This window comes from Pseudomonas sp. NPDC008258 (assembly GCF_042956345.1).
In the GTDB taxonomy this organism is placed as follows: domain Bacteria; phylum Pseudomonadota; class Gammaproteobacteria; order Pseudomonadales; family Pseudomonadaceae; genus Aquipseudomonas.
In genome coordinates this window covers 75286-99280 of sequence record NZ_JBIBGE010000003.1, presented here as the reverse complement: position 1 = coordinate 99280, position 23995 = coordinate 75286, and the positions used below count along the sequence as shown (strand labels likewise).

At 63.0% G+C, this 23995-nt stretch carries 17 protein-coding genes, 1 pseudogene and 1 riboswitch; of the genes and pseudogenes, 10 read left to right on the top strand and 8 right to left on the bottom strand.

The genetic code is table 11. The annotated features are described in order from the left end of the window. Nucleotides 1-55 precede the first annotated feature (55 nt). The gene (locus ACFY9W_RS03340; protein ID WP_391125710.1) at nucleotides 56-1387 is read right to left on the bottom strand and encodes an MFS transporter; all 1332 of its coding nucleotides are present in this window, start codon (nucleotides 1385-1387) and stop codon (nucleotides 56-58) included. A gap of 163 nt (nucleotides 1388-1550) precedes the next feature. Here ACFY9W_RS03340 and ACFY9W_RS03335 point away from each other — a divergent pair, with 163 nt between their 5' ends. Together ACFY9W_RS03335 and ACFY9W_RS03330 are read left to right on the top strand one after the other, a co-directional pair. After that, a complete protein-coding gene (locus ACFY9W_RS03335; protein WP_391125708.1) occupies nucleotides 1551-2648 on the top strand; it encodes a sugar diacid recognition domain-containing protein in 1098 nt (365 codons plus the stop codon). Nucleotides 2649-2870: 222 nt separating this feature from the next. Further along, nucleotides 2871-4019 carry a glycerate kinase gene (locus ACFY9W_RS03330; RefSeq protein ID WP_391125705.1) on the top strand — a complete coding sequence of 383 codons (1149 nt, stop codon included), beginning with the start codon at nucleotides 2871-2873 and terminating at the stop codon, nucleotides 4017-4019. Between the two features lie 13 nt (nucleotides 4020-4032). Here ACFY9W_RS03330 and ACFY9W_RS03325 read toward each other — a convergent pair whose 3' ends face one another. Continuing rightward, nucleotides 4033-4935 (bottom strand): LysR substrate-binding domain-containing protein, encoded by a 903-nt coding sequence (locus tag ACFY9W_RS03325; protein ID WP_391125702.1) that lies wholly within the window; start codon nucleotides 4933-4935, stop codon nucleotides 4033-4035. A gap of 125 nt (nucleotides 4936-5060) precedes the next feature. Here ACFY9W_RS03325 and ACFY9W_RS03320 point away from each other — a divergent pair, with 125 nt between their 5' ends. Next, complete coding sequence (locus ACFY9W_RS03320) at nucleotides 5061-6047, top strand: SMP-30/gluconolactonase/LRE family protein (RefSeq protein ID WP_391125699.1); 987 nt, start codon at nucleotides 5061-5063, stop codon at nucleotides 6045-6047. Here ACFY9W_RS03320 and ACFY9W_RS03315 read toward each other — a convergent pair. The 5 genes from ACFY9W_RS03315 to ACFY9W_RS03295 all read right to left on the bottom strand — a co-directional run bounded on the left by ACFY9W_RS03315 (nucleotide 6037) and on the right by ACFY9W_RS03295 (nucleotide 14887). Further along, the gene (locus ACFY9W_RS03315) at nucleotides 6037-7017 is read right to left on the bottom strand and encodes a tyrosine-type recombinase/integrase (RefSeq protein ID WP_391125696.1); all 981 of its coding nucleotides are present in this window, start codon (nucleotides 7015-7017) and stop codon (nucleotides 6037-6039) included. The genes ACFY9W_RS03320 and ACFY9W_RS03315 overlap by 11 nt on opposite strands. Nucleotides 7018-7068: 51 nt before the next feature. After that, nucleotides 7069-7944, bottom strand: coding sequence for a phosphate/phosphite/phosphonate ABC transporter substrate-binding protein (locus ACFY9W_RS03310; RefSeq protein ID WP_391125693.1), 876 nt, complete (start codon nucleotides 7942-7944; stop codon nucleotides 7069-7071). After that, nucleotides 7932-10259: an EAL domain-containing protein gene (locus tag ACFY9W_RS03305; RefSeq protein WP_391125690.1), complete on the bottom strand. Its 2328-nt coding sequence runs from the start codon at nucleotides 10257-10259 to the stop codon at nucleotides 7932-7934. Before ACFY9W_RS03305 ends, ACFY9W_RS03310 begins: the two co-directional genes overlap by 13 nt. 81 nt (nucleotides 10260-10340) lie before the next feature. Next, a complete protein-coding gene (locus tag ACFY9W_RS03300) occupies nucleotides 10341-11324 on the bottom strand; it encodes an SCO family protein (RefSeq protein ID WP_391125688.1) in 984 nt (327 codons plus the stop codon). Nucleotides 11325-11491: 167 nt separating this feature from the next. Continuing rightward, nucleotides 11492-14887, bottom strand: a complete 3396-nt coding sequence (locus ACFY9W_RS03295; RefSeq protein ID WP_391125685.1) for an Ig-like domain-containing protein — start codon at nucleotides 14885-14887, stop codon at nucleotides 11492-11494. A gap of 250 nt (nucleotides 14888-15137) precedes the next feature. Continuing rightward, a riboswitch (TPP riboswitch) is annotated at nucleotides 15138-15252 on the top strand. A 78-nt stretch (nucleotides 15253-15330) separates the two neighbouring features. Here ACFY9W_RS03295 and ACFY9W_RS03290 point away from each other — a divergent pair. The 5 genes and pseudogenes from ACFY9W_RS03290 to codA all read left to right on the top strand — a co-directional run bounded on the left by ACFY9W_RS03290 (nucleotide 15331) and on the right by codA (nucleotide 20436). After that, on the top strand, nucleotides 15331-15978 hold the full coding sequence (locus ACFY9W_RS03290; RefSeq protein ID WP_391125682.1) for a TenA family protein: 648 nt from the start codon (nucleotides 15331-15333) through the stop codon (nucleotides 15976-15978). Beyond that, nucleotides 15975-16637, top strand: a complete 663-nt coding sequence (gene tenA / locus ACFY9W_RS03285; protein WP_391125679.1) for a thiaminase II — start codon at nucleotides 15975-15977, stop codon at nucleotides 16635-16637. Before ACFY9W_RS03290 ends, tenA begins: the two co-directional genes overlap by 4 nt. Before the next feature lie 409 nt (nucleotides 16638-17046). Further along, a pseudogene (gene codB / locus ACFY9W_RS03280) lies at nucleotides 17047-17947 on the top strand (cytosine permease); the annotation flags it as partial. 25 nt (nucleotides 17948-17972) lie between these two features. Further along, on the top strand, nucleotides 17973-19190 hold the full coding sequence (locus ACFY9W_RS03275; RefSeq protein WP_391125677.1) for a PucR family transcriptional regulator ligand-binding domain-containing protein: 1218 nt from the start codon (nucleotides 17973-17975) through the stop codon (nucleotides 19188-19190). A gap of 4 nt (nucleotides 19191-19194) precedes the next feature. Further along, the gene (gene codA, locus ACFY9W_RS03270) at nucleotides 19195-20436 is read left to right on the top strand and encodes a cytosine deaminase (RefSeq protein ID WP_391125675.1); all 1242 of its coding nucleotides are present in this window, start codon (nucleotides 19195-19197) and stop codon (nucleotides 20434-20436) included. A gap of 10 nt (nucleotides 20437-20446) precedes the next feature. Here the strand turns inward: codA and ACFY9W_RS03265 are convergent, their stop codons facing one another. After that, nucleotides 20447-21052: a PAS domain-containing protein gene (locus ACFY9W_RS03265; RefSeq protein WP_391125673.1), complete on the bottom strand. Its 606-nt coding sequence runs from the start codon at nucleotides 21050-21052 to the stop codon at nucleotides 20447-20449. A gap of 240 nt (nucleotides 21053-21292) precedes the next feature. Between ACFY9W_RS03265 and ACFY9W_RS03260 the strand changes: the two genes are divergently transcribed. Further along, nucleotides 21293-22291: a DNA-binding protein gene (locus ACFY9W_RS03260; protein ID WP_391125671.1), complete on the top strand. Its 999-nt coding sequence runs from the start codon at nucleotides 21293-21295 to the stop codon at nucleotides 22289-22291. A gap of 36 nt (nucleotides 22292-22327) precedes the next feature. Then, nucleotides 22328-23896, top strand: coding sequence for a diguanylate cyclase (locus tag ACFY9W_RS03255; protein ID WP_391125669.1), 1569 nt, complete (start codon nucleotides 22328-22330; stop codon nucleotides 23894-23896). Nucleotides 23897-23995: the final 99 nt, after the last annotated feature.

Sequence of the window (23995 nt, the reverse complement as noted above, 5' to 3'; positions counted from 1 at the left end):
AGGGCCGTGCAGATTGCCAGGTTTTCACACAGGCTGCCAATGGACCTTGAGTTTATCAATCCGCGGAGCGAGCAACGCTCATCGCATTCGCCCGCGTTAACCGCAGGGCCACCAGGCTTCCGACAACGATCAGCGCCGCCAGCGAATACAAAGCGGCGTCAGTCGAACCGGTCTGGTCCTTGATGAACCCGACCAGGTATGGGCTGAGGAAGCCGGCCATCTGGCCAACCGAGTTGATGATCGCAAGGCCCGCGACAGCCGCACCGGCACTGAGCAGTGCGGTGGGCATCGGCCAGAACATTGGCAGGCCGGTGAGGGCGCCCATGGTGGCAATCGACAGGCCGAGAATGGCAATGGCAGGGTTGCCGGCAAAGTTGACCGCGATCAGCAGGCCGATGGCGCCCATCAGCATCGGCACTACAAGGTGCCAGCGGCGCTCGTTGCGCAGGTCGGCCGAGCGGCCGCACAGGATCATGAACACACCGGCCAGCAGGTACGGAATGGCGCTGAGCCAGCCGATCAGCAGCGGGTTGTCGAAGCCCATGTTCTTGATGATCGACGGCAGCCAGAAGTTGATCGCATACACGCCGCTCTGGATACAGAAGTAGACGAAGCCGAACGTCCAGATCAGCGGGTTGGTCAACACGGCGAGTACACCATCGCCGGTGGTGGTCGGCTTGCTCGCAGCGTCGGCCTCCAGATCGGCGGCTATCAACTGGCGTTCAGTCGGGTTCAGCCAGGCAGCCTTCTGGTAGCCATCGCTCAGCAGGAACACCGCCAGTACGCCCAGGGCAACCGTGGGCAGGCCCTGGATCAGGAACATCCATTGCCAGCCGGCCAAACCATGCTGCCCGGCGGCGAAGTGCTGGAGGATCCAGCCGGAGAACGGCCCGCCAAGCAGGCCCGACACCGGGATCGCCGACATGAACAGGGCCATGATGCGCCCGCGACGGGCGGCCGGGAACCAGCGCGAAAGGTACAGCACCACACCCGGGAAAAAGCCGGCTTCGGCGGCGCCGGTCAGCAGGCGCAGGGTGTAGAACTCGGTAGGGGTGGTGACGAACAGCAGGCAGGTGGACAAACTGCCCCAGGCGATCATCATCAGCGCGATCCAGCGACGCGGGCCAAAGCGGTTGAGCGCCAGGTTGCTCGGCAGGCCGCAAAGTACGTAGCCAATGAAGAAGATGCCGGCACCCAGGCCGTACACCGTTTCGCTGAATTTGAGGGCGTCGAGCATCTGCAGCTTGGCAAAGCCGACGTTGACGCGGTCCAGGTAGTTGAACAGGTAGCAGATGAAAATGAACGGAATCAGCCGCAGTGTAATGCGCCGGTAGAGCGCGTTGCGGGTGGTGTCCGTGCCTTGGTCAAGGGCGGGGCTGTGTGCCATGATCGGGTTCTCTTTTGTTATGGTTGTCTCCGCGTCGCCTGTGCCGGCGCTCGCCCTGACGAGTCTCGGGGACTGCGGCGTGCCTGTCTTTGTGCTTTTGCACAGTGCCTGGGCCGGGCTGCTGTGCTCGGGCCCAATAGCCTAACACCCTAAGGACCCTGCAATGTTCGAACTCGACCATGACCTGGCACAGGATATCGTTGACCGGGCAATGGCCATTTTGCCGTGCAACGTCAACGTCATGGACAGCCAGGGGTTGATCCTGGGCAGCGGTGAGCCGGAACGCATCAACACCCGCCACGAGGGCGCGCAACTGGTACTGGCCAACGGGCGCATTGTCGAGCTGGACGTGGAGGCGGCCAAATGCCTGAAGGGCGTGCAGCCCGGGGTGAACCTGCCCCTGATGCTCGATGGCCGGCTGATGGGCGTGCTTGGCCTGACCGGTGACCCGCAGCAGGTGCGTACGTATGGCGAACTGGTACGCATGACCGCCGAGATGCTGCTGGCCCAGCGCCATTTGCAGGCTGACCAGCAGTGGCGACGGCAGCGTTGTGATGACCTGCTGGCCCTGTTGCTGGGTGGCAGCGGTGATTCCCCCCGCCTGCTTGATGAAGCCCGGCAACTGGGCCTCAAGCCGCAGCTGCCGCGGGTACCGTGCTTGTTCGAACTGGCTTCGGGGCCAGCGGCCGAGGCACTGTCGGCGTGGTTGATGAGCCGCTACCCGGACAGCTGGTGTGTCAGCCCGGCCCGCCAGTCGTTGCTGTGGTGCCGCCCGGCCAGTGTGGCGCTGGACGAGCCCCGCCTGCTGGAGCGCCTGCATCGTCACGGCTGGGACGTGGAGCGGCTGGCCCTGGGCAGTGCCGCACAAAGCCTTGAACAGTTGCGCCGTGGCTACCGCCGGGTTCGTGACTTGCTGGCCTATGGGCGCGAGGTGTTGCCTGGCGAACGTTTGCTCAGCCTGCAGCGCTACCGGCTGCCGGCGCTGTTGTGGCGCCACCGCAACGATGACGCGCTGGATGAGCTGTTGGAGCCGCTGCAACGCATTCGTGCCAAGGACAACAGCGGCCAGTTACTCGCCACCCTGCGTGCGTGGTGTGCCCATGACGGCCAGAGCCAGGCGTGTGCCGATGCCTTGGGCATCCACCGTAACAGCCTGCGCTACCGGCTGGAGCGGATCGCCGAACTGGGCGAGGTCGACCCGCTGCGTATGGAAGGCATGCTTAGCTTGTACCTGGGGTTGCAGCTGTTGCCTGCAGACTGAAGCGATCCCTGTTGCGGCCCTATCGCCGGCAAGCCAGCTCCCACAGGATGAATGCTGCCCTCAGGCCTGTGTTGCACCTGTGGGAGCTGGCTTGCCGGCGATAGGGCCGCATCAGGCGAAAGGCATCCGCCCAAACAACCCACCCAGGGTTTTGTGCATTTGACCGAGGCTCCCTTGGCAAACAACTGTCAGCATGCCGCTCATCAGGACAGGAGAATTCCCATGAAGATCGTCATTGCCCCCGACTCGTTCAAGGACAGCCTCGACGCTGCGGGTGTCGCTCGCGCCATCGCTGCGGGCCTGGGCGAGGCGTGGCCGGACGCGGAGCTGGTCGAGTGCCCGATGGCCGACGGTGGTGAGGGCACCATGGAGGCGATCCTGGCAGCCAGCCACGGCGAACTGCGCCGCCAGACCGTACGCGGGCCGCTGGGGCATAGCGTCGAGGCCGGCTGGGGCTGGTTGCCGCAAAGTCGCACGGCAATCATCGAAATGGCCCAGGCCAGTGGCCTGCAACTGGTGCCGGCCGGCCAGCGCGACGCCTGCCGCAGCACTACCTGGGGAACCGGCGAACTGATTGCCGCTGCCCTGGCCGCTGGTGCGCAGCGGGTAGTGCTGGCCATCGGCGGCAGTGCCACCAACGATGCCGGCAGCGGCATGTTGCGGGCGCTGGGCCTGCGCCTGCTGGACGCTGACGGGCAAGCGCTGGAAGAAGGGGGCCTGGCCCTGGCCAGGCTGGCCCACATCGACGCCAGCAACCTCGACCCGCGGCTTGCCGAAGTACAGTTTGAAGTGGCAGCCGACGTCGACAACCCGCTGTGCGGCAGCCACGGCGCATCGGCAATCTTTGGCCCACAAAAGGGGGCCAACCCGCAGCAGGTGCAGGCGCTGGACCAGGCGCTGGGGCAGTTTGCCGACCATTGTGCGCAACTGCTGGGTAAGGATGTGCGCGACTACCCGGGTAGCGGTGCTGCCGGTGGAATGGGCTTTGCCGCCCGGGCATTCATGGGCGCGCAGTTCCGCCCAGGCGTGGAAGTGGTGGCGGAGCTGGCTGGCCTTGATGCCTTGGTGCAGGGCGCGGGTCTTGTGGTGACCGGCGAAGGGCGCTTCGATGCCCAGACACTGCGGGGCAAGACACCGATGGGCGTGGCCCGGGTTGCCAAACGCCATGGGGTACCGGTGGTGGTGCTGGCCGGGACCTTGGGTGAGGGTTACCAGCAACTGTACGCTCATGGGGTTGACGCCGCCTTTGCACTGGCCAGCGGGCCGATGAGCCTGGAGCAGGCGTGCGCTGACGCTGCCAGGTTGCTGCAGGCTCGGGCGTGTGACATTGGCCGGTTATGGCGCAGTGCAGCGCAGATCCCGGCAGGTTGATCGCCGAACCCTGTCAATCATGGGCCAGTTCAAACATGGCGATGAAATTGGCCAATGCCGGGGAAGCATTCTGGGCGCTCCATTTCATGTACAAGCCGATGCCGGGCACCGGTTGTTCATCCAGCGGCCGGATCGCACAGAACTGCACACGTTCGTGCGGTGCGGAGCCGGCAAACGAAGCCGGCACCAGGGCCACGCCAAAACCGCAGGCCACCAAGCCCAGCAAGGTATGGATCTGCGCGGCTTCCTGGACCACTTTGGGGTAGAAACCGGCCGACTCGCACAGGCCGATCAATTGCGCGTGGTAGCCACCACCCAATGCTTGCGGGGTGAAGACGAAATCCTCATCGGCAAAGTCGCGCAGGTCGACTTCGCCCTGCTTCCCTTTCACATGCCCGGCAGGCAGGGCCATGACAATCTGCTCATCAAGCAGCCGTCGGGACTCAAGCGTGCCAGCTGGCAGCGGTAACCTGCGCATGAAGCCAACATCCGCCTCACCGGCCAGTAACGCCTTGGCCTGCGTGGCCGACGGCATTTCACGAATACTCAACTGCACGTTGGGATAAGTCTCGCGAAAGCGCCGCAGGCTGTTGAGCAGTGAGTCGTAGTAGGCGATGGAAATGGCCGTGATGGTCAGCTTGCCGCTGACACCTGCGGACACACTGCGCGCGTACTCGACGCCCTTTTCCAGCTCGGCCAGCGTGCGGTAAGCCGTATCGAGAAAGGCCGAGCCCGCCGCCGTCAGCCGCACCCCGCGCTTGTTGCGCAGGAACAAGCTGAAACCGAGCTTTTCTTCAAGGCGGTTGATGGCCTGGCTAAGCGGCGGTTGCGCCATGTGCAGGCGCTCGGCGGCCTTGTGAAAGTGCAGCTCTTCGGCCACGGCAATGAATTGCCGGAGCAAACGTGTCTCGATCATCCAGCAGTCCTTAAGCACGGCAATCGCCGGTGATATCCATGAGATATCAAAGTTGCATGCTTTTAATATTAAGTCATTGAAATTTTTGTTGTTATCGTAAAAAGGAGAATTGAAGGTAGCCTGAAATGCCCGTTACAGACCCATTCCACACCAACGTTGCGGCCACCGCTGGTGCCGCACAGGGCCTGGGCTTGCCTGATGCCGCGACGCTGACCGAACGCTGGAGCTGCCTGAAGGCATGCAGCTACGTGCCCGTCAAAGTCGCCAGCACACGGGCCGACCTGGGTGAGAGCCTGGTCTGGGATGAACGCAGCGGTGTGCTGTACTTTGTCGATATCTCCGGCGGGCGCATCAACTGCCTGGCGCCTGGCGGCGAAGTGCAAACCCTGTACGAGTCCGCTGCGCGGATCGGCGCATTGGCGTTGACCAACCAGGGCAACCTGATTTTCACCGAGGATGCCAGCGTAGCCGTATTCGACACGCAGGCACGCAAGGTACGCCAGCACTCGGCATCAGTACACCCGCGAGCAACCTACCGGTTCAATGACGGCGCCTGCGACCCTCAAGGCCGCTTCGTCACAGGGTTGATGGACGAAACCCCAAGCGGCAATAGCGGCGCGCTGTTCCGCTTTGACGGGCAGTTGAGCGACCAGGTGATCCATGACGACCTGACGCTACCCACCGGCATTGCCTGGTCGCAGGATGGGCACACGGTGTACTTCGTGGATTCGGCAGCGCGCTCGATCTACCGTGCCGAGTACCTGGTGGAAGGCCGGCTCGGTGCGGTCACGCTGTTCGCCAAAACCCCGGCCGAACTCGGGCGCCCGGATGGCCTGGCACTGGATCGCGAGGGTGGGCTGTGGGTATGCCAGTACAACGGCAGTTGCCTGTTACGCTTCGACCGCAACGGCCAGCTGACAGATCAGGTGCTGATGCCGGTACCCAGCCCCACCAGTTGCTGTTTTGGCGGGGCCGGGATGAACACCTTGTACATCAGCACCGCGCGCTTCGGCATGAGTGCTGAAGACCTGCACCACTACCCGGATGCTGGCGACCTGTATGCCATACGCCCGGAATTTGGCGGTGTCGCGCCGCACTGTTTCAAGGAATGAGCAGCGGGGCCTGGCTGGCGGGCATCACCGCCAACTCGCCAAAACGCTGAGCCGAGTCGATGTAGCGCAAGGCCGATTTGGCGTCTTTCCAGCCTACATAGCTCATCAGCGACTTCAGTTCCCAGCCGTTGGCCGTGGCCCAGGTGGCGAACCCACGCCGCAGCGAGTGACCGGTATACAGGGCCGCCGGCACACTGGCGCGCTCCAGCATGCGCCGCAGCAGGCCGACCAGGCTGTTGCTGTTCAGTGCCGCGTCACCGAGGTTGCCCCAACGGTCGAGTTTGCGGAACACCGGCCCGTGGGCAATACCGGCAACTTCGAGCCATTGCAGGTAGGCAGTGACCGGGCACAGGGCCTTGAGGGCAGGGGTGCGGTGTTGCACCCCCAGGGCTTCACGGTCGCCCTTGCTACGCGGCAGGAACAAGGTAATGCCAACACCGGCTTCAGCCTGGATATGCTCGATGCGCAGGCGCGCCAGTTCATCACCGCGAAAACCACGCCAGAACCCCAGCAACAACAACGCACAGTCGCGCCGAGCCCGGCGCAGCGCGGCCAGGTCATGCTGTTCACGGGCCTGGCGGGCTTCCTCTTCAAAACACGCCACGGCCGTTTGCACGTGCTGCAACAACAGCGGGGCAGCCTGTTTGGGCGGCGTCGGGTGCAGGGTGCGGATACCCCGTAGCACCTGGCGCACCAGCGGCGCCTTGGTCGGGTCAGGGAAACCTTGGGCGACGTGCCATTGGCTGAGCGCAGCGAGGCGCTGGCGCAAGGTGCTGACGGCGTGTTGGTCGGCGTGGTCGGCCAGGTAGCGGGCAATACTCTCGGCAGTGGCCGGTAGAAACCCGCCCCAATGGGTTTCGAAGTGCTCGATGGCGGCCTGGTAACTGCGCCGGGTGTTGTCACGGGTGGCGGCGCGAAGGTAGCGCTCGATATCGGTCATGGTGCGGGTGTCGGCGGGTGATGGGCACACGATAAACCTAAATGACCGGTAATGCATGCCTGCACCGCCGCGCCTGCGGGGTCAGCGTACCGGTAATGAATCATCCATCATTTTTTGCAACGGCGCATATTCGGCCGCACTCACCGGTACCAGCCCACTGGCATCCTGCGAAGTGACAAACGCCGCAAGGGCCTGCGGCTCATCGAGCATGGCTTTGCGAATACGGTTTTTCAGCGCCGGGCACAGGCTGGCACTGAACACATACGGGTCATAGTAGATTGGCTGCGAACGCCATTGCGCCTTTAGCCGTGTCGGCCCGATGGCATGCCGGGCCAGGTAGGCATCGGTGCGCTCGCTGGCGACGAATGCAGCATCGACCCGACCCTCCAGTAACGCTTCCAGTGCCTTGTCGTGATTACCGGCATACACCAGCGCACCAAAGAACTGCGACAACGGCATGCCCACCCTGGCGGCAAATTCGACATTGGGTACCAGGCTACCCGAAGTGCTTGCCGGATCGCTCAGGGCAACGCGCCGGCCGCGCAGCGCCTCGATACTGTCAGGGCTGTCACCGCGTGTCAGCAGCAATGCCTGGTAATGGCTGCCAGCCGGGGTATAGGGGCCGGCACTCAAGGTGAAGGTGGCAAACGGCTCGACCCGGGGGTCGCGACGGTGGGCCAGCACGTACGAGGCCGGGCCAAGGCGGGCGATATCCGCGCCACCGGAAACAATCGCATCCACCACGCTTTCGTACGAGGCTGCAATCACCAGCTCTACGGGCACGCCAGCGGCCTGGCTCAGCCGTTGCAGCAAAGGTTGGTGCTCACGCGCCATGTCTTCGGGGCTTTTGATCGGTATGACAGCCAGGCGCAAGCTGTGGGGTGTGCAATCGGCCAGTGCGGCATTGGCCGACGCGTTGGCCAGCAGCAGCCATGCCAGTGTTTTCAATACACGCATGACTTTTCCTCGATGCCGTTGAAGGGCGGGTAAGCGCTTAGCTGTGCGGGCGACAGCGGCCGGCTGAAGTGGTAGCCCTGGGCGATATCGCAGCCGGCGAGCTTCAGGCACACCACCTGCTCGCGTGTTTCCACACCTTCGGCGACCACTTCCAGGCCAAGGCGTTTAGCCAGGATGATGGTGGACGACACGATCGGGCTGTCGTCGTGGCTGTTGGACAGCGGCGCGATCAGCGAGCGGTCGATCTTCAGCTTGCTCAGTGGCAGCGAATGCAGGTGCGCAAAGCCCGCGTAGCCACGGCCGAAGTCATCCAGGCTGATACCCAGGCCAGCGCGGCGCAGGGTATGCAGGTGCTCCACCGCCGTACCTTCGGGGTCGAGGATGGTGGTTTCGGTAATTTCCAGCTCAAGGCGCTGCGGGGCTATTGCATACCGTTGCAGTTCACCCAGCAGGCGGGTAGCGAAGTCGCCCTGGCGTAGTTGCAGGGCGGATACATTTACGGCCAGGCGGGTTTCCCGGCCTTGGCTGTCCCAGCCCGACAAGGCCTCACAGGCCAGGCGTAGTACCTCCCAGCCCAGGTCGACAATGAAGCCGCTGCGCTCGGCCAGGTCGATGAAGCGGTCCGGGTACAGCAGGCCGAACTCGGGGTGGTCCCAGCGCACCAGCGCCTCGTAGCCCAGCACCTGCTGGGTGTCCAGGCGGATCTGCGGTTGGTAATGCAGCACGAACTGGCGCTCAGCCAGCGCGCCGCCAAACGCCTGTTCAAGGGTGAACGCCTGGATATCCGCCAGGTTGAGCGAGGGGTCGAAAAAGCGGTACTGGGCGCGCCCGGCCTGTTTGGCCGAATACATCGCGGCATCGGCACTGCGTATCAGGCTGTCGATGTCCTGGCCGTCACGTGGGCAGATGCTCACACCCACGCTGGGGCTGGTGTTGACCTCCTGGCCGTCCAGTGCATAGGTGGCGGACAAACGCTGCACCAGCTCCCGCACCCAGGCGTTTATCTGTTCTTCGCTGCGCTCGCCGGCCAGCAGCACAACGAACTCGTCGCCGCCAAAGCGCGAGGCTTCGTCACCGGGCTCCAGCAAACGCTGGATACGCCCAGCCACGGCCTGCAGCAGCAAGTCGCCGATCTTGTGCCCGAGCGAGTCGTTGATTGACTTGAAGCGGTCCATGTCGATGAACAGGATGGCCATCAACCGGCGCTTGCCACGCTGGCGGGTGAGCGCCTGGCTTGCAACCTCGACAAACTGGCGCCGGTTGTGCAGCCCACTGAGGTGGTCGGTGGCGGCGGCATGGCTGCTGCGTCGGTGCTCATCTTCAAGGCGGCCGATAAGCTGCTGGTTTACCTGCTGGGCCTGCTCCAGTGCGCTGAACGCTTCCTGGCGCTTGCGCAGCAGGCGCAACGTCCACACCAGGCTGGCGAGAATCATCAGCGTCATGCTCAGGTTCAGCCAGAACTGCCGGGCATAGGCCAGCGTCGAGGGCGCGAGGATTTCATCCTGGCGCTGGCTGACCACCACGCTGAACCCGCGCTCCGGAACATGGCGGTACAGGCTCTGGTAGGCATCGCCAGCTGCGTACTGGGTCAGCATGCCGGCATCGCTGCCGGTATCCGGCAGCCCGGGGAGCAACGCATCCCCGGCCACCACCACACCGCTGGTGTCTATGCGCAGTCGCTCCAGGCCATCGTCCTGCAGCAGGCGTACCAGCCCGCTGCTGCCCAGGTCGATATGCTGGAACAGCACCGCCAGGTAGCCGATGTCCAACTGCACCACGAGGATATTGTCGATATCGCGGCCGGGCAAGTCGGTCAATGGCAGCAGAAAGGGCAGGCGCCAGTTGGGCAGGGTGGCCGGCTGGTCGGGCGCTTGCACACGGGGCAGAAACGGCTTGAAACCATAGCGGGCAACGTGCCCTTGCAGCTGGTGCAACCATTCTTGGGGCAGTACCGTGGCCTCGTCCGAATGGCTGGCCGACAGCAACCGGCCGTGCCGGTCGTACAGGCTCATGCGCTTGAACACCGGGTCTTCAGCCAGTATCCGCGCCAGGCTGAAGTTGCCCTGGCGCAATACCTTCATGTCGTCCTGGGTAACCCGGCCCACGGCCTGGGCGCGGTCGACCAGTTGGCGCAGGCTTTCACCGACGATGCTGGCCAGGTTCAGGTGCTCGGTGGCCTTGGCTGACAGCGCGTCCTGGCGGGCGGCGCTTTTCTGGGTAATGTGCAGCCCCCAGAGAAAGGCCAGGGTGGCTGCACAGAGCATCAGGATCAGCAGCCGCAGCAGGCTGGCGGATGAAAACGAACGGCGAATCACTTCTGTTGGTTCCCGACCCTGGGTGATGGTCGAAAAATACGACAATCAGATGACAGGCTGATGACTGATGTCAAATTGCCTTTAAGGATGGCCCGTATCCGCCAGGGGTGCTTGCACGCGCGCGGTTTCCTCCTCGATGTAGCTCATCAATGCGCTGACCTCGGCATCGCCCAGGCGCATGTTGGGCATGGCCAGGCGGTTGTATTGCTCGTACAGCAGCATGGCCAAGGGGTCTTTTTCTTCCAGCATGCGGTCGGGTTCCTTCAACCAGCGGGTCAGCCAGTTGGCATCACGCTGGCGGGTGACACCCAGCAGGTCAGGGCCGATGGCGGGTTGCCCCGGCTCCATGTTGCCCAGGGTGTGGCAGGATGAGCAGCGGGTGCGGAAGATCTGCTCGCCACTGCTTGGCGGGCGGACTACGGGGGCCTGGGCGTAGTCGTTGTTCATGGCGCTGGCCTGCTTCCAGTTGTGCAGGCTGTTGCCCAGTCGGTCGGCCAGGATATAGGGGCTTTCGAAGGGCGAGGCCTTCATCCAGCGGCCGGTGGCCTGGTTGCCGATGATCAGGCTCAGGTTGTGATCCTTGGAGCGGCCGTTTTCCAGACCGTCGATCCACAGCCCCAGGCTGCGGCGTAACCGTTCGATGTCGTCAGGTTCGCCGGTGAGCAGCGTCCAGCCTGGGCCGATGCCGAATTTTTCAGCGTAACGCTTAAGTGTGGCAGGCGTGTCGTTGTAGGGGTCGATGCTGATGGAGTAGAGGAAGATGTCCTTGCCGATCCGGTCGCCAAGTATTTTCTGCACCTGGCGCAGGCGCGCGGTTTCCACTGGGCAGGAGTCCGTGCAGCCGGTGAAGATGAAGTTGATGGCGACCACCTTGTCCTTGATCAGGTCGTCGAAGAAATGCACTTTCTTGCCGTCCTGGGTCAGCAGGGGGATGTTGGGGAAATAGTCGGCGCCCCAAGGGGTGGCAGTTTGTTCGACCGCCGGCTGTTTTGGCTGCAACGGCCAGAACGGGATGCTGGTGGCGAACAACGCGAGCACCAGCAGGAAACGCCATGAGCCGGGCATGATACGGTCCTCGATGTTTGGCTGATTGGGGCTGCTGCGCACCCCATCGCCGGCAAGCCAGCTCCCACCTCGACCGCGTCGGCCTCATGAATTGCTGAAGCTGGCGCAACCCTTGTGGGAGCTGGCTTGCCGGCGAAGGGCCGCAGAGCGGCCCCCGCTTTTTGCGCTTACTGGTATTTGACTGGCGCTGTCACCGTTTGCCCCAGCGTCGATTTCACGGTGACCGTCGCCGGTGTGGCCGGGCCGAAGCCGGTGGTGGTTACAGACACCCGCCAGCGGGCTCCGGTGGTAGTGGCGGTCAGCGTGGCATTGCCCAGGCTTACCGGGCCACCGGTGGTTGCCACGGTCGCGCTGATGCTGTTGCCTGTGGCCACCGTTGTCGTCCCTTGTATGTCCCAGGTGAAGCGGTTGCCGCTGCGCACCTGTACCGTGGCACTGGTGACCTGGATCTGGTCGACCGCTGCCGCCTGGCTAACCGCGATACTGACCGTGGCCGGGTTCACCGACTCGGCACCTTTGGCATCGCGCGTCGTGTAGTTGAAGCTGGCGGTGAACGGTGTGGTGACCGTGGCCGGTGGGGTGTAGGTCACGGTGGTGCCGTCGGTGCTGGCGTTACCCTGGCCAGAGTCCGGCTGGGTCAAGCCGACGACCGTCAACGGCAGGTTGCCTTCCGGGTCGGTGTCGTTGGCCAGCACGTTCAAGGTGATCGGCTTGCCAGCGGTGGTTGCCGCACTGTCGTTGGCCGCCACCGGAGGCTTGTTGGCCGCGTCGTCGTTGTCGTCCTTGGCTTTGGTGCGGAAGGTTGGCAGGCCCACCGAGGCCATGTACTGCACGCCATCCCAGCCTGGCAGCGGGGTCGGCATCACCTGGAACTGCCCAGGGTGCTCAATGTCCCAGCGCAACAGCATCGACGAGTCCTCATGCTGGGTGTTGTGGCAGTGCTCCATGTAAGTACCGGCGAACTCGCGGAAGCGGATGGCCATTTCGACTTCCTCCGACGAATCGGTATCCGGCCCGATGCGGTACACGTCCTTGCGTGCCCATTTTTCCCACTCTGGCGGCGCCTTGCCGTCACGGCTAAGGATCACGCCTTCCTCGAAGTGCACATGCACCGGGTGGCTCCAGCCGTTGCCACCGTTCACGATCTTCCACACTTCCAGGGTGCCGTCGCCGCTGAAGCCGGCATCGGTGGACTGGTTGGCCAGTTGCGGCGCCGCACTGATGCGCCGAGGGTCCATGCTGTAGCCGAAGCCGCCGTCGGTCTTGATGGTCCAGGGGGTGGTGTCGGTGCCGTCGGAGCGGCCAAAGATGAACTCGCGGTGGCGGGCATCCTTGATCTTGGCCAGGTCGGCGGCCGAATTGCGGTCAATGGGCAGCGGCAGCATTTTCAGGCCCGCGGCCTTGCCCGGTTTGGCCGGCTCGTAGGCGACCGGGTCCATGCTCACATCCTGGCCGCTGTAGGGCTGAACGATCAATTGCAGGAACTTGCCCACCAGCGGGTCGCCTTTATCCCATTGCGGGCCTTTGCTGGTCTGTTTGATCACGGCCTTGTACTTTTCCGACAGCACGTCGGCCAGCGAGATGGCACCTTCCGGGCCCTTGCCGGTGCGGTGCTCCTCAATGTTGACGAAGTACAGCTTGTCGCCCACCTTGATGCCGTTCTTGGCGAAGTTGATGATGATGTCGTAGCGCTCGGCGATGCCTTGCAGCGGCAGGATGCCATTGTTGTCCTGCAGGTCGCCGTCACCGTTGAGGTCCAGGGTGCCGTCGAATGGCACGGCGTGCTCCATGATGTTGCCGTCGTTGGCAATCATGTGGAACGGTACCCGCGCATACGACACGTTGGAGCCCGATGGCCCCTTGAACTCGCCGCTGGTCCCGGCAATTTCACGCACGACTGCAAATTTGAAGTAGCGCGATACCGAGCCGTTGAGCAGGCGGAAGCGGTAACTGCGCGCACGCACCTTGAGCTTGGGCTGGTACTGCCAGTTGACCAGCATCTGGTCGCCAAGGAAGCCATCGGTGTTGAACGGGTTGAACCACAGTTGGCCGTTGGCATCCCAGGCCTTGTCGGCCATCACCAGGTTGACGTCATAGTCGCGGTTACCCCACGGCATGCCCGAACCGCTGGGGAAGCGCAGGTTCACGCCATCCTGAAGGGCTTCGTTGCCGCGGTCCAGGGCGCTGTAGTAGTTCATCATCACGGCGTTGCCCTTGTAGACGTTCTGCGCCGTGAAATCCATCATGTGGTCGTGGAACCAGTGGGTACTCATGGTTTCACGCCAGTCACCGCGGATCTTGATGCTGCCGTTCTGGCAGGTTTTCAGGCCTGGCGAACCGTCGTTGACGAACAGGGTTTCACCCGGGGAGCAGGGGAACGCGGCCCGGGGGTCCTGGGCACGGGTGTTGATGGTGTCATAGCCTGCCAGCTGTACCGGCCAACGGTAGTCATAGTACTGCCCGGGGAAGAAGTAGGCGTTGGCAAAGCCATCGCTCTCAGCCGGGGAATGGCCGTTGTGCTCGTGGGTCGAGATGGTGTGCAGGCCAAAGCCGCCGTTGGCCGAAGGGTCGATTGGCAGGGCGTTGTAGTGGCGCATCAACACCGGCTGGCCATAGCGCACCATCAGCAACTTGACCGGGAAGGTGCCGTCGAAGGTCCACAGTGACTTGTGGTTCTGCAGGGGCATGTTCGGGTGGAAGCGGGTGTCGATGCCCTTGGTGGTGCCCAGTGTGGTTGGAATGTCGGAGGTCTGGTAGTACAGCCCGCCCGGGGCGAATTCACCGACCGCATAGTTGTGCAATTGTCTACGGTCGCGCAGGCCCTGGTTGATGCGCGCGCCGGCCTGCGCGGTCTTGAACGCGGTCTGCGGGTAAAACTCGTTCCAGCGCTGATGAGACCAGCCCTTTCCTGGTGGGCGGCCTTCAGCCGGGGAACCAACGGGTTGGCGGTTGAGGAACAGTTCGATCTGCGCCTTCCAGGGGTTGCGGTCCAGCACGTTGGAAAACTGGGTCGGGAACGGGTACAGGCCCGGTTGCTTGAGGAAGGCTTCCAGGGCGGTGCCGCTCGGGCCGCTGCGGGCCACGACGTTGGGGTCCTGAGCCGGGGCCGCACCCAAGGTGGGAACCGGGAAGGTCAGGCTGGGCGGTGGCAGGGTAGGGTCGAGTTTTTCTGTGCCGAATTCTTCGAACAGCAGCAGTTGCTGGGTGAACGGCTGCGCACCGAACAGCGGGCTGGGCTTGCCATTGGTGGGGTATCGGTCCGAGGTTTGCAGGGCCGGCGGCAGCACGTTGTCGATGCGCACCGTGTTGCGGTCACCGTACACGCCATTGGTCAGCTCCAGCGAGCCTTCATTGGCTTCTGGCAATGTATTCAGGTTGAGCAGCGCCGGCGTTGGGTCGGCAGGCTGGTCGGTATAGGCCGACGGGTCGGTGGGCGGCGGCGGGCTGTTGTCGTCGAGGGGGGAGGCCATGACCGTGATCAGCCCGAGGCTGAGCATCAGCGCAGTGACGGAGGACAGCTGGAATACGTGGCTGGTTGGGTGGATCACGGCAGGTGTTTTCATTGCCTTATGCCTCGCTCGCGGCGTTATGGCGCTAAGCCATCAATGGCGTTTTGCCCGGTAAAAGGCCTTGAGCAACGGCTGTGCCAACAAATTTTTCAGTAATGCTTTGTTAAACAAATCCTTGTGGTGTCTGATGCGCGCTAAATAACGGGGCGTCAAAAATGGGGCTGATTCCCCACATGCGGGCCCCCATTACCCACAGATTGGGTGCAGTGGGTAGTGACAGCACCCGCGCCCTGGGGTATACCTGAGCACCACCAAGGGGAGCCCGGCAACGGGCTGAGAAACCGCTGAACGCAGCAGCGCGGTGACCCTTCGAACCTGATCCGGATCATGCCGGCGAAGGGATGGGATTTGTTACCTGCCTTTTTGCCGGCCTCACTGCGAGGCCCGTTCATGCCAACTGCCAAGGTCTCGCTGTCACCCCCATCAAGGACAGCAACATGACCGAACGTTTCAGCCAGTCCCTGCGCCGCCAAAGCGAGCCGACCTGGTCGGCGGCCGTTGGCCACCGTTTTGTGACCCAATTGTGCGACGGCAGCCTGCCGGACCCGATCATGGTCGACTACCTGGTGCAGGACCACCGCTTCCTCGACAGCTTCCTGACTTTGCTGGGTGCAGCGATTGCTACGGCCGACACCTTCGAGGCGCGCCTGCGCTTTGGGCGTTTTGCCGGCATGATCAGCAGTGACGAGAACACCTATTTCCTCCGCGCCTTCGAGGCGCTGGATGTAAGCCCCCTGCAACGCAGTGAACCGGCCGATACTGCGCCAACCGCAGGTTTCAAGGCGATCATGCGCGAAGCAGCAGCCACCCGTTCCTACGCGGCGGCGCTGGCAGTACTCAATGTTGCCGAAGGCCTGTACCTGGACTGGGCGCTGAAGGCGCCCAAACCCATGCCGGACAATTTCGTCCATGCCGAGTGGATCACCTTGCACGACAACCCGGCCTTCCAGGCCTTCGTTGCCTTCCTGCAGGCCGAACTGGACCGCGTTGGCCCGCAGCAAGCCGCACTGGCCAGTGACTTCTACCAGCGTACCGTCGCCCTGGAGCTGGCCTTCTTCGACGCCGTCTACCCGGAGGGCAAATGAGCATGGATACCTTCGAGCGCCTGAAGACCGCTGCCACGCAGCAGTGGAACAGCTACGTCGACCATGACTTCGTGCGGCAGATGCGTGAGGGCACGCTGAGTGAGGACGCCTTCCGGACTTACCTGGTGCAGGATTACCTGTTCCTTGTCCAGTTCGCCCGTGCCTGGGCCCTGGCAGCCTACAAGAGCCGTCGCCCGGCTGATATCCGTGCTGCTCAAACCACGCTGGCGGCGATTCTGGACGAAACCGAGTTGCATTTGCGCCTGTGCGCACGCTGGGGGTTGACCCACGCAGATATCGAGGCCGCGCCCGAGCACCAGGCCACTGTCGCCTATACCCGCTATGTGTTGGACTGCGGTGCAGCCGGCGACCTGCTGGAGCTGCATGTTGCATTGGCGCCTTGCGTGATCGGCTATGCCGAGATCGGCCGGACACTGGCGCAGCGGATTGGCGACTTGAGCAACCACCCTTACCGCGAGTGGATTGGCGAGTATGCCGGGGAAGGCTACCAGGGCGTGGCGGCGGCTGCGCGCAAGCAGCTGGACGCGCTGGCGGCACGGAGCATGACCGAACAGCGTTTCGCCGAACTGGTGGGCATTTTCGGGCAGGCTTCCAGCCTGGAGGCGGACTTCTGGCAGATGGGGTTGGACGGGGCGTAATCTTCCACCGCGTAGAAGCGCACATGATTTACTGATTTAGCAGTGCCCTGTGGGAGCGGGCTTGCCCGCGAACACCGGCGCAGCCGGTGCCATGCACCGCGTTGGATTCTTCGCGGGCGCGCCCGCTCCCACAGGGGACGCGTCAGCTTTCAGATTTTGAGCAAGCCAGTTGCCAGAGAGTCCTCGTTCTTCCGCTCCCTGAGTACCCAATCCGGATCCGCTTTGGTGCACTTGCGCCTCAAATCGAGTCACAGGCCACACTTTCAATCCGTCAATTCAACGCTTTAATGTTCACTGTGCACATGGCGCGAAGTGCCATGCGCCTGTTCCTGAGGTGCTCTCGGGCCCCATGGAAAGCGGCCCGCATATTGCTCTTCCAGCTCCCAACTACAACCCGGAGCCCCGTGCAATGAGCTCACCCAGCGAATTCCCCCTCAGCGAAGCCCCGCAGTCTGCCCGCAAGGGCCTGCTGCCGATTGCCATGGTCCTGTTCAGCTTCACCTTCTTCACCGGCACGATGTTCGCCGGCGGCAAGCTGGGCATGGCCTTCAATTTTGTCGACATGTTGTGGGTGGCTACCATCGGCAACAGCCTGCTGGCCCTGTATGCCGCAGCCCTGGCATTCATCGCCTCGCGCAGTGGCCTGAACACGGTGTTGATGGGGCGCTTCTGTTTTGGCGAAGCCGGCAGCCGGCTTTCGGACTTTCTGCTGGGGTTTGCGGAGCTTGGCTGGTACGCCTGGGGCACGGCCACCGTGGCCATCGTGCTGGTCAAGCTGCTGGGCCTGGCGGAAGGCTTCAGTGTGCCGTTGATGGTGTTCTTTGGCCTGGGCTTCAGCATCACCGCCATCATCGGCTTCAAGGGGCTGGATGTATTGTCGCGCGTGTCGGTGCCGTTGATGTTCGTGCTGCTGGTGGCTTCGATGTACATCGCCACCCGCGATGTCGGTGGGTTTGCCGGGCTGGCGGCAGTGGTGCCGCATGAAACCCTGACCTTTTCGGCAGCAGTGACCATGGTCTTCGGCACCTTCGCCAGTGGTGCTACCCAGGCCACCAACTGGACGCGGCTGGCGCGCAGTGGCCGGGTAGCGGTAATCGCCAGCGTCGTGGCGTTCTTGCTGGGTAACGGCCTGATGGTGGTGGCAGGCGCCTGGTGTGCGATGGTTTACCAGCAGGCCGATATTGTCGAAGTGATGGTGCTGCAGGGCCTGTCGTTTGCCGCAGTGGTGATGTTGTGCCTGAACCTTTGGACCATTCAGGGGCCGACTATCTACAACGTGTCAGCCGCCGCCTGCCACTTGCTGCGCAGGGCTCCGGGCCAGGCGGGCACCGAGCCGTGAGCCTGGCGCTGGATGAAATCCTGCATTTGCCCGGCCTGCACGAAATGCGCGTGCGGGCCGGCGCGCGCAACCTGCAGCGGCGGGTGCGCTGGCCGTATGTGGCGGAAAACGAAGGCATTGCCGAATGGGTAATGGGCGGCGAACTGGTGTTCGTCACCGGCATCAACCACCCGCGTGGCGAGGCCAACCTGCTGAACCTGGTGGAGGACGGCGACGCCGTGGGCATTGCCGGCATGGTCATACTCACGGGCGGCAGTTTCATCCAGGCCATCCCGCCTGCGGTGATTGCCCGCGCCGAGCAACTCGGCCTGCCGCTGATCGAGCAACCCTATGCACTGAAAATGGTGGTGGTTACCCACCTGATCGGCACGGCGCTGGTGCAGATGAGCCAGGTGCGACGCTCGCGCAACGATATCCTCGGCCAGTTGCTTACCGGCGACTACCCGAGCCTGGCGATTGCCCGGCAGCGGGCGGCGCATTTGCAATTGACGCTGGATGAGCCGCGGCGCCTGCTGGCCTTGCGCCTGTCGGGTGTGGATGGCCTGTTCGAGCGCCACGGGCTGGCGCTGGGCGAGCGGAGCTGGCAGGTTACCCGCCAGGCCTTGGAGGACCACCTCGAAGCCTGGTGCCGTCAGCGGCCGGGTAGCGTAACGGCGCAACTGCCGGGCGACCTGTTCGTGGTGCTGCTGGCCGAAGCACGCGACCTGCCCGAGGCATTGCCCACCCTGTATCGGCAGTTGCAGGCCGTGACGGGTGAGCTGAGCCTGTTCATGGGCCTGTCGTGCCTGGCGGATGATTGCGCGCATTACCGGCAGGCGCTCAACGAGGCACGCCAGGCGTTGGAGGTGGCGCAGCACCTGCGCCCGGCCAACGGATACTGCAACTACAGCGAGCTGGGCGTGCTGCGCCTTTTGCAAGGTATTGTCGACCGCTCGCTGATCGATGACTTTGTCAGCCGTACCCTGGGCCCGCTGATCGCCCCGGGGCGCAAGCAGGCAAATGCCCTGGTGCACACGCTCGACGCGCTGCTCATGGAAAATGGCAATGGGCTTAAAGCTGCGCAGCGCCTGGGGCTGCACCGCAACACCATCAATCAGCGCATCCAGCGCATCGAACAACTGAGCGGTCAGTCCCTGGATGACCCGCTTTTTCGCATGAATGCTTCGGTCGCCATGCTGGTATGGCGCATGAGCGAAGCCCACGGCAAGGAGTAGCAACATGAACATCATCAACGCACGCCTGCGCGGCAAGCCCGGGCTGTTCCGCATCGAACTGAACGGCGAGCGCATCGCCGCCGTGGTACCCCAGGCCGAGGTGCTGGTAGCTGGCACTGGCGATGAGCTGGACGCTGGGCAAAACCTGGTGGTAGCGCCTTTTGTCGAACCGCATATCCACCTTGACGCCACGCTGACGGCTGGCGAGCCAAAGTGGAACATGAGCGGCACGCTGTTCGAAGGCATCGAGCGCTGGGCGGAACGCAAGGAAATCACCACCCACGAAGACATCAAGACGCGCGCGAAAAAGACCATTGGCATGCTGGTGGACCACGGTATCCAGCACGTGCGCACGCATGTCGATGTAACCGACCCGAACCTCACCGCTTTAAAGGCGATGGTCGAGGTGCGCGACGAAGTGCGTGCACTGGTCGACTTGCAGATTGTCGCCTTCCCCCAGGAGGGGATCGAGTCTTATGCCAACGGGCGGGCACTGATGACTGAAGCGGTGGCGATTGGCGCCGATGTGGTCGGCGGCATTCCACACTTCGAGAACACCCGCGATCAGGGTGTGTCTTCGGTGAAATTCCTGATGGACCTGGCCGAGCGTACCGGCTGCTTGGTGGACGTGCACTGCGACGAGACCGACGACCCGCAGTCGCGCTTTCTCGAGGTGCTGGCCGAAGAAGCGCGAGTGCGCGGCATGGGCGCCCGGGTAACGGCCAGCCATACCACGGCCATGGGCTCTTACGACAATGCGTACTGCTACAAGCTGTTCCGCCTGCTCAAGCTGTCGGGCATCAACTTCATCTCGTGCCCGACCGAGAGCATTCACTTGCAAGGGCGCTTCGACAGCTATCCCAAGCGCCGCGGGCTGACCCGCGTGGCCGAAATTGATCGCGCAGGGATGAATGTCTGCTTTGGCCAGGACTCCATCGTCGACCCATGGTACCCGCTGGGCAATGGCAACATCCTGCGCATACTCGAAGCGGGCCTGCACATCTGCCACATGCTCGGTTATGAAGACCTGCAGCGTTGCCTGGACCTGATCACCGACAACAGCGCCCGTACCCTGAACCTTGGCGAGCGCTATGGCATCGAGGTGGGGCGGCCGGCAAACCTGTTGCTGCTGTCGGCGCCGGACGATTACGAGATGGTGCGTAGCCAGGGGCATGCACTGGTGTCGGTGCGCAATGGCAATGTACTGATGCAGCGTACGCCAGCGCAGGTGCAGCGCATGTGCTGACGCAAGCTTGCTAGGCCCTGAGTTCCTTCAGGTACTTGTACACAGTGGCGCGGCCCATGTTGAGCACATTGGCAACGTAGTCGGCGCCACTTCGCCCATCGAAAGCGCCCTCTGCATGCAAAGCCTGCACAAGTGTGCGCTTGTCCTTCATCCGCAGCGTCTGCAATGACAGGTTGTGCGCCTGCAGCCAGCCATGCAGGAAGGTATTGATACGTTCCTGCCAGTCGTTACGGAACAGTGCATCCGGCTGTGGCACCAGGCGGCTCATCTGGAAGAACGCATCCAGCGCCACACGAGCCTGCTCAAGCACCGACACATTCAGGTTGATGCACATCAGGTGCTCTGCTTCTCCATCCTGATTACGCAGCACGCTACTGATCGAGCGGATTTTCTGGCCGTTCCAGTTCAGCTTCTCGTAAGGGCCGAGATTGGCGCCATTCAGCAGCCCCCCCAATTCCTCATCGATAGCCGAATCATCGCCCAGCTTGCGCTGGGAAAAGTTGTTGGCGATGTGCACGACTGTCTGGCTGCTCAGCTCGTGAACGATGACTTCAGCGTGCGGATAAAGCAGCAGCGCGATGCTGTCGGCGATTGCCTTGTAGTTTTCCAGGGTCATTTTCAGTCGGTGATCGAATGCCGGACGTACATGGTGGCGGCAAAGCGCAGCTTAAACAAGGCGGGGCGCAAGCAGCTTCAGTACGCCTGCCCAGCGCCTGTTTCGGCTAAAAATGGCTCTAACATGCGATAAGCCGTGATTATTCCATGTGAGGAAGTATTTGCAGGTGCGTTTTGATGTCGCCATAATTGGTACGTAATTACATGGTACATAACACAGTACAAAATCGTAGGAGCAAGCATGGCCCGGGGCGGTATAAACAAGGTTGTAGTGCAGCAGGCGCGTCAGGCGCTGATTGCCCGTGGCGAGAACCCCAGCATCGATGCCATACGTATCGAGCTGGGCAATACCGGCTCCAAGACCACGATTCACCGCTACCTGAAAGAGCTGAACGGCCAGCAGCCAGTGGCTTCTGAAGGTGGCGCCGCGCTGAGCGATGTGTTGAGCCGCCTGGTCGGGCAATTGGCAACCCAGTTGCAGGATGAGGCTGACCTGCATATCGAGCAGGCCGAAAGCACCTTCACTCAACAGCGGGAAACGCTTGAGGCGCAGCTGGAAATCGCACAACAGGCACTGGCTGCTGCGCATCAGCAACACAAGATCGATGCAGCGGCATTGGCCGCCGAGACAGAAAAGCTGTTGTCCACGCAAAGCACACTGCAGGCCGAACAGCTTCGCAGTGCCAGCCTCAACCAGTCGCTGGGTGAATTGCAGGTGCGCCTGGCGGACAAGGACGAGCAGGTCAAGTCGCTGGAAGACAAGCATCGCCATTCTCGCGATGCGCTGGAGCACTACCGCACGGCCAGCCGTGAACAGCGCGAGCAGGAACAGCGCCGCCACGAAGCGCAGTTGCAGCAGATGCAGGTGGAGGTGCGCCAACTGCAGCAGGGCATGATCGTCAAACAGGACGAACTGACCCGCCTGCACCGTGATAACGAGCGCTTGCTGGGTGAGCATCGCCAGGCCGCCAGCGAATGCCGGGCACAGGACGAGTTGCTGGAACAACGCGATGCGCAGATCCAAGGCCTGCGTACGATCCTGGCCCAGGCCCAGGGCGCCAGCGAAGAAATGCGCCGGCAGCTGGATGTGCAAGCGCAAAGCCTGGAGCAACGGCGCGACCTGTGCGCCGAGCAAGCTCGCCAGCTGCAACGGCTTGAGGAGCACCTGAAAAACCGTGATGACGCGTTGGCACAATGCAGGGCGCAATTGCCCGTAGTTGCAGGTGGCGCTGAACTATAGTGAAAGGCGGTGAATGCGGCATGACCAGGGATTTCAATGTGTGCAGCCAGGAAACAGGATGATGACGGGCTCATCGCGGTAACTGGCGAGGGCCGCGCCGTGGCGCTGTTCCGCCTGGTGCTGGCATTCATGCTGGTAGTGATGCTGGCGTTCGGACTGGTCGAGGGCTGGCGCATCTGGCGCGACTATCGGCATGCCTTCAGCAATGCCGAAAACATGGTCACCAACCTGGCCCGGGCCACGGCGCAGCATGCCGAAGACGCTATCCGCCAGGTCGACGCCATTACCGCTGCCTTGGCCGAGCGCCTTGAAGGCGATGGCTTTGAGCACATCGATCGACCACGCCTGCACGCTTTGCTGGCCCAGCAGAAAAGCATCATGCCGCAATTGCACGGGCTGTTCGTGTATGGCCCGGATGGCCGCTGGATCGTTACAGACCGGGCGGCCATCCCGCCCAATGCCAACAACGCCGACCGCGACTACTTCGTTTACCACCGCACCCATGCCGACCGTAACGTCCATATCGGCTCGGTGGTGCGCAGCCGCTCCACCGGCGACCTGATCATCCCCATTTCCAGGCGCCTGGAGTATGCCGACGGCCGCTTTGCCGGCGTGCTGCTGGGCACCATCAAGGTGGAGTGGTTCGTGCGTTACTACGGCGACTTCAAGATTGACGAGCGTGGCGCACTGGTGCTGGCAAAACGCGACGGTACCATTCTGGTACGCCGGCCTTTCGTAGAGCAGGTGGTAGGCCGTAGCCTGGCCAACAGCGAGATCTTCCGCAATCACTTGCCGTACGCCTCGGAAGGGGTTGCCGAGGCCGTTGCCGTGGTCGATGGCACCACCCGGCTTTATGGCTACCGGGCACTTTCCAGCTACCCGCTGGTGGTGGAGGCAGGTTTGTCGCGGGAATCAATCGTTGCGCCTTGGCGGCACGACGCAATCAAGTCTGTGGCCGTGCTGCTGTTGTTGCTGGTGGGCCTGGCGGCGTTTGGCGGTGTGGTACTACGCCAGTTGCGCGAACGCATCATCATCGAACGGGCACTGCACCAGGCGCACCAGACACTGAAAGCGCTGGCCCTGACCGACAGCCTGACCGGGCTGGGCAACCGCCGGCGGCTGGATGCGGTGTTCGAACCAGAATTGCGACGCGCACGCAGGCAGGGTTACCCACTGGCGCTGGTAATGCTCGACCTTGATCACTTCAAGGCCTACAACGACCGATATGGCCACCCAGCCGGTGACCAATGCCTGCGGCGCTTTGCCGAACTGCTGCAACAGGCGCTGAAGCGCCCGGCAGACCTGGCCGTGCGCTATGGCGGTGAGGAATTTACGCTGTTGCTGCCCGATACCGATGCCCGCGGGGCAGAGGTGTTGGTGCAGGACCTGCAGGAGCTGTTACGGCGGTTGATGCTTGAGCATGCGGGTAGCCCGCTGGGTCGCGTTTCTTTCAGCGCAGGGATCGCAGTGGGCGACCTGGCGCGGCAGGGCTGCACTGCCGAAGGCCTTATGGCGGCGGCGGATGCGGCGTTGTACCAGGCCAAGCGACAGGGGCGGGACGGGTACTGTGTGGCAGGCGAAGTGGTGGCGGATGTCGAGCCGTAAGCGGCTTTAAAGCCCCAGGCTGCTATTGGCCCAGGCAAAATCCTGAGGTCAAGGGCAAAAGCATGACAATAGCTTCATCGGGCCCATGTATACAGCCGG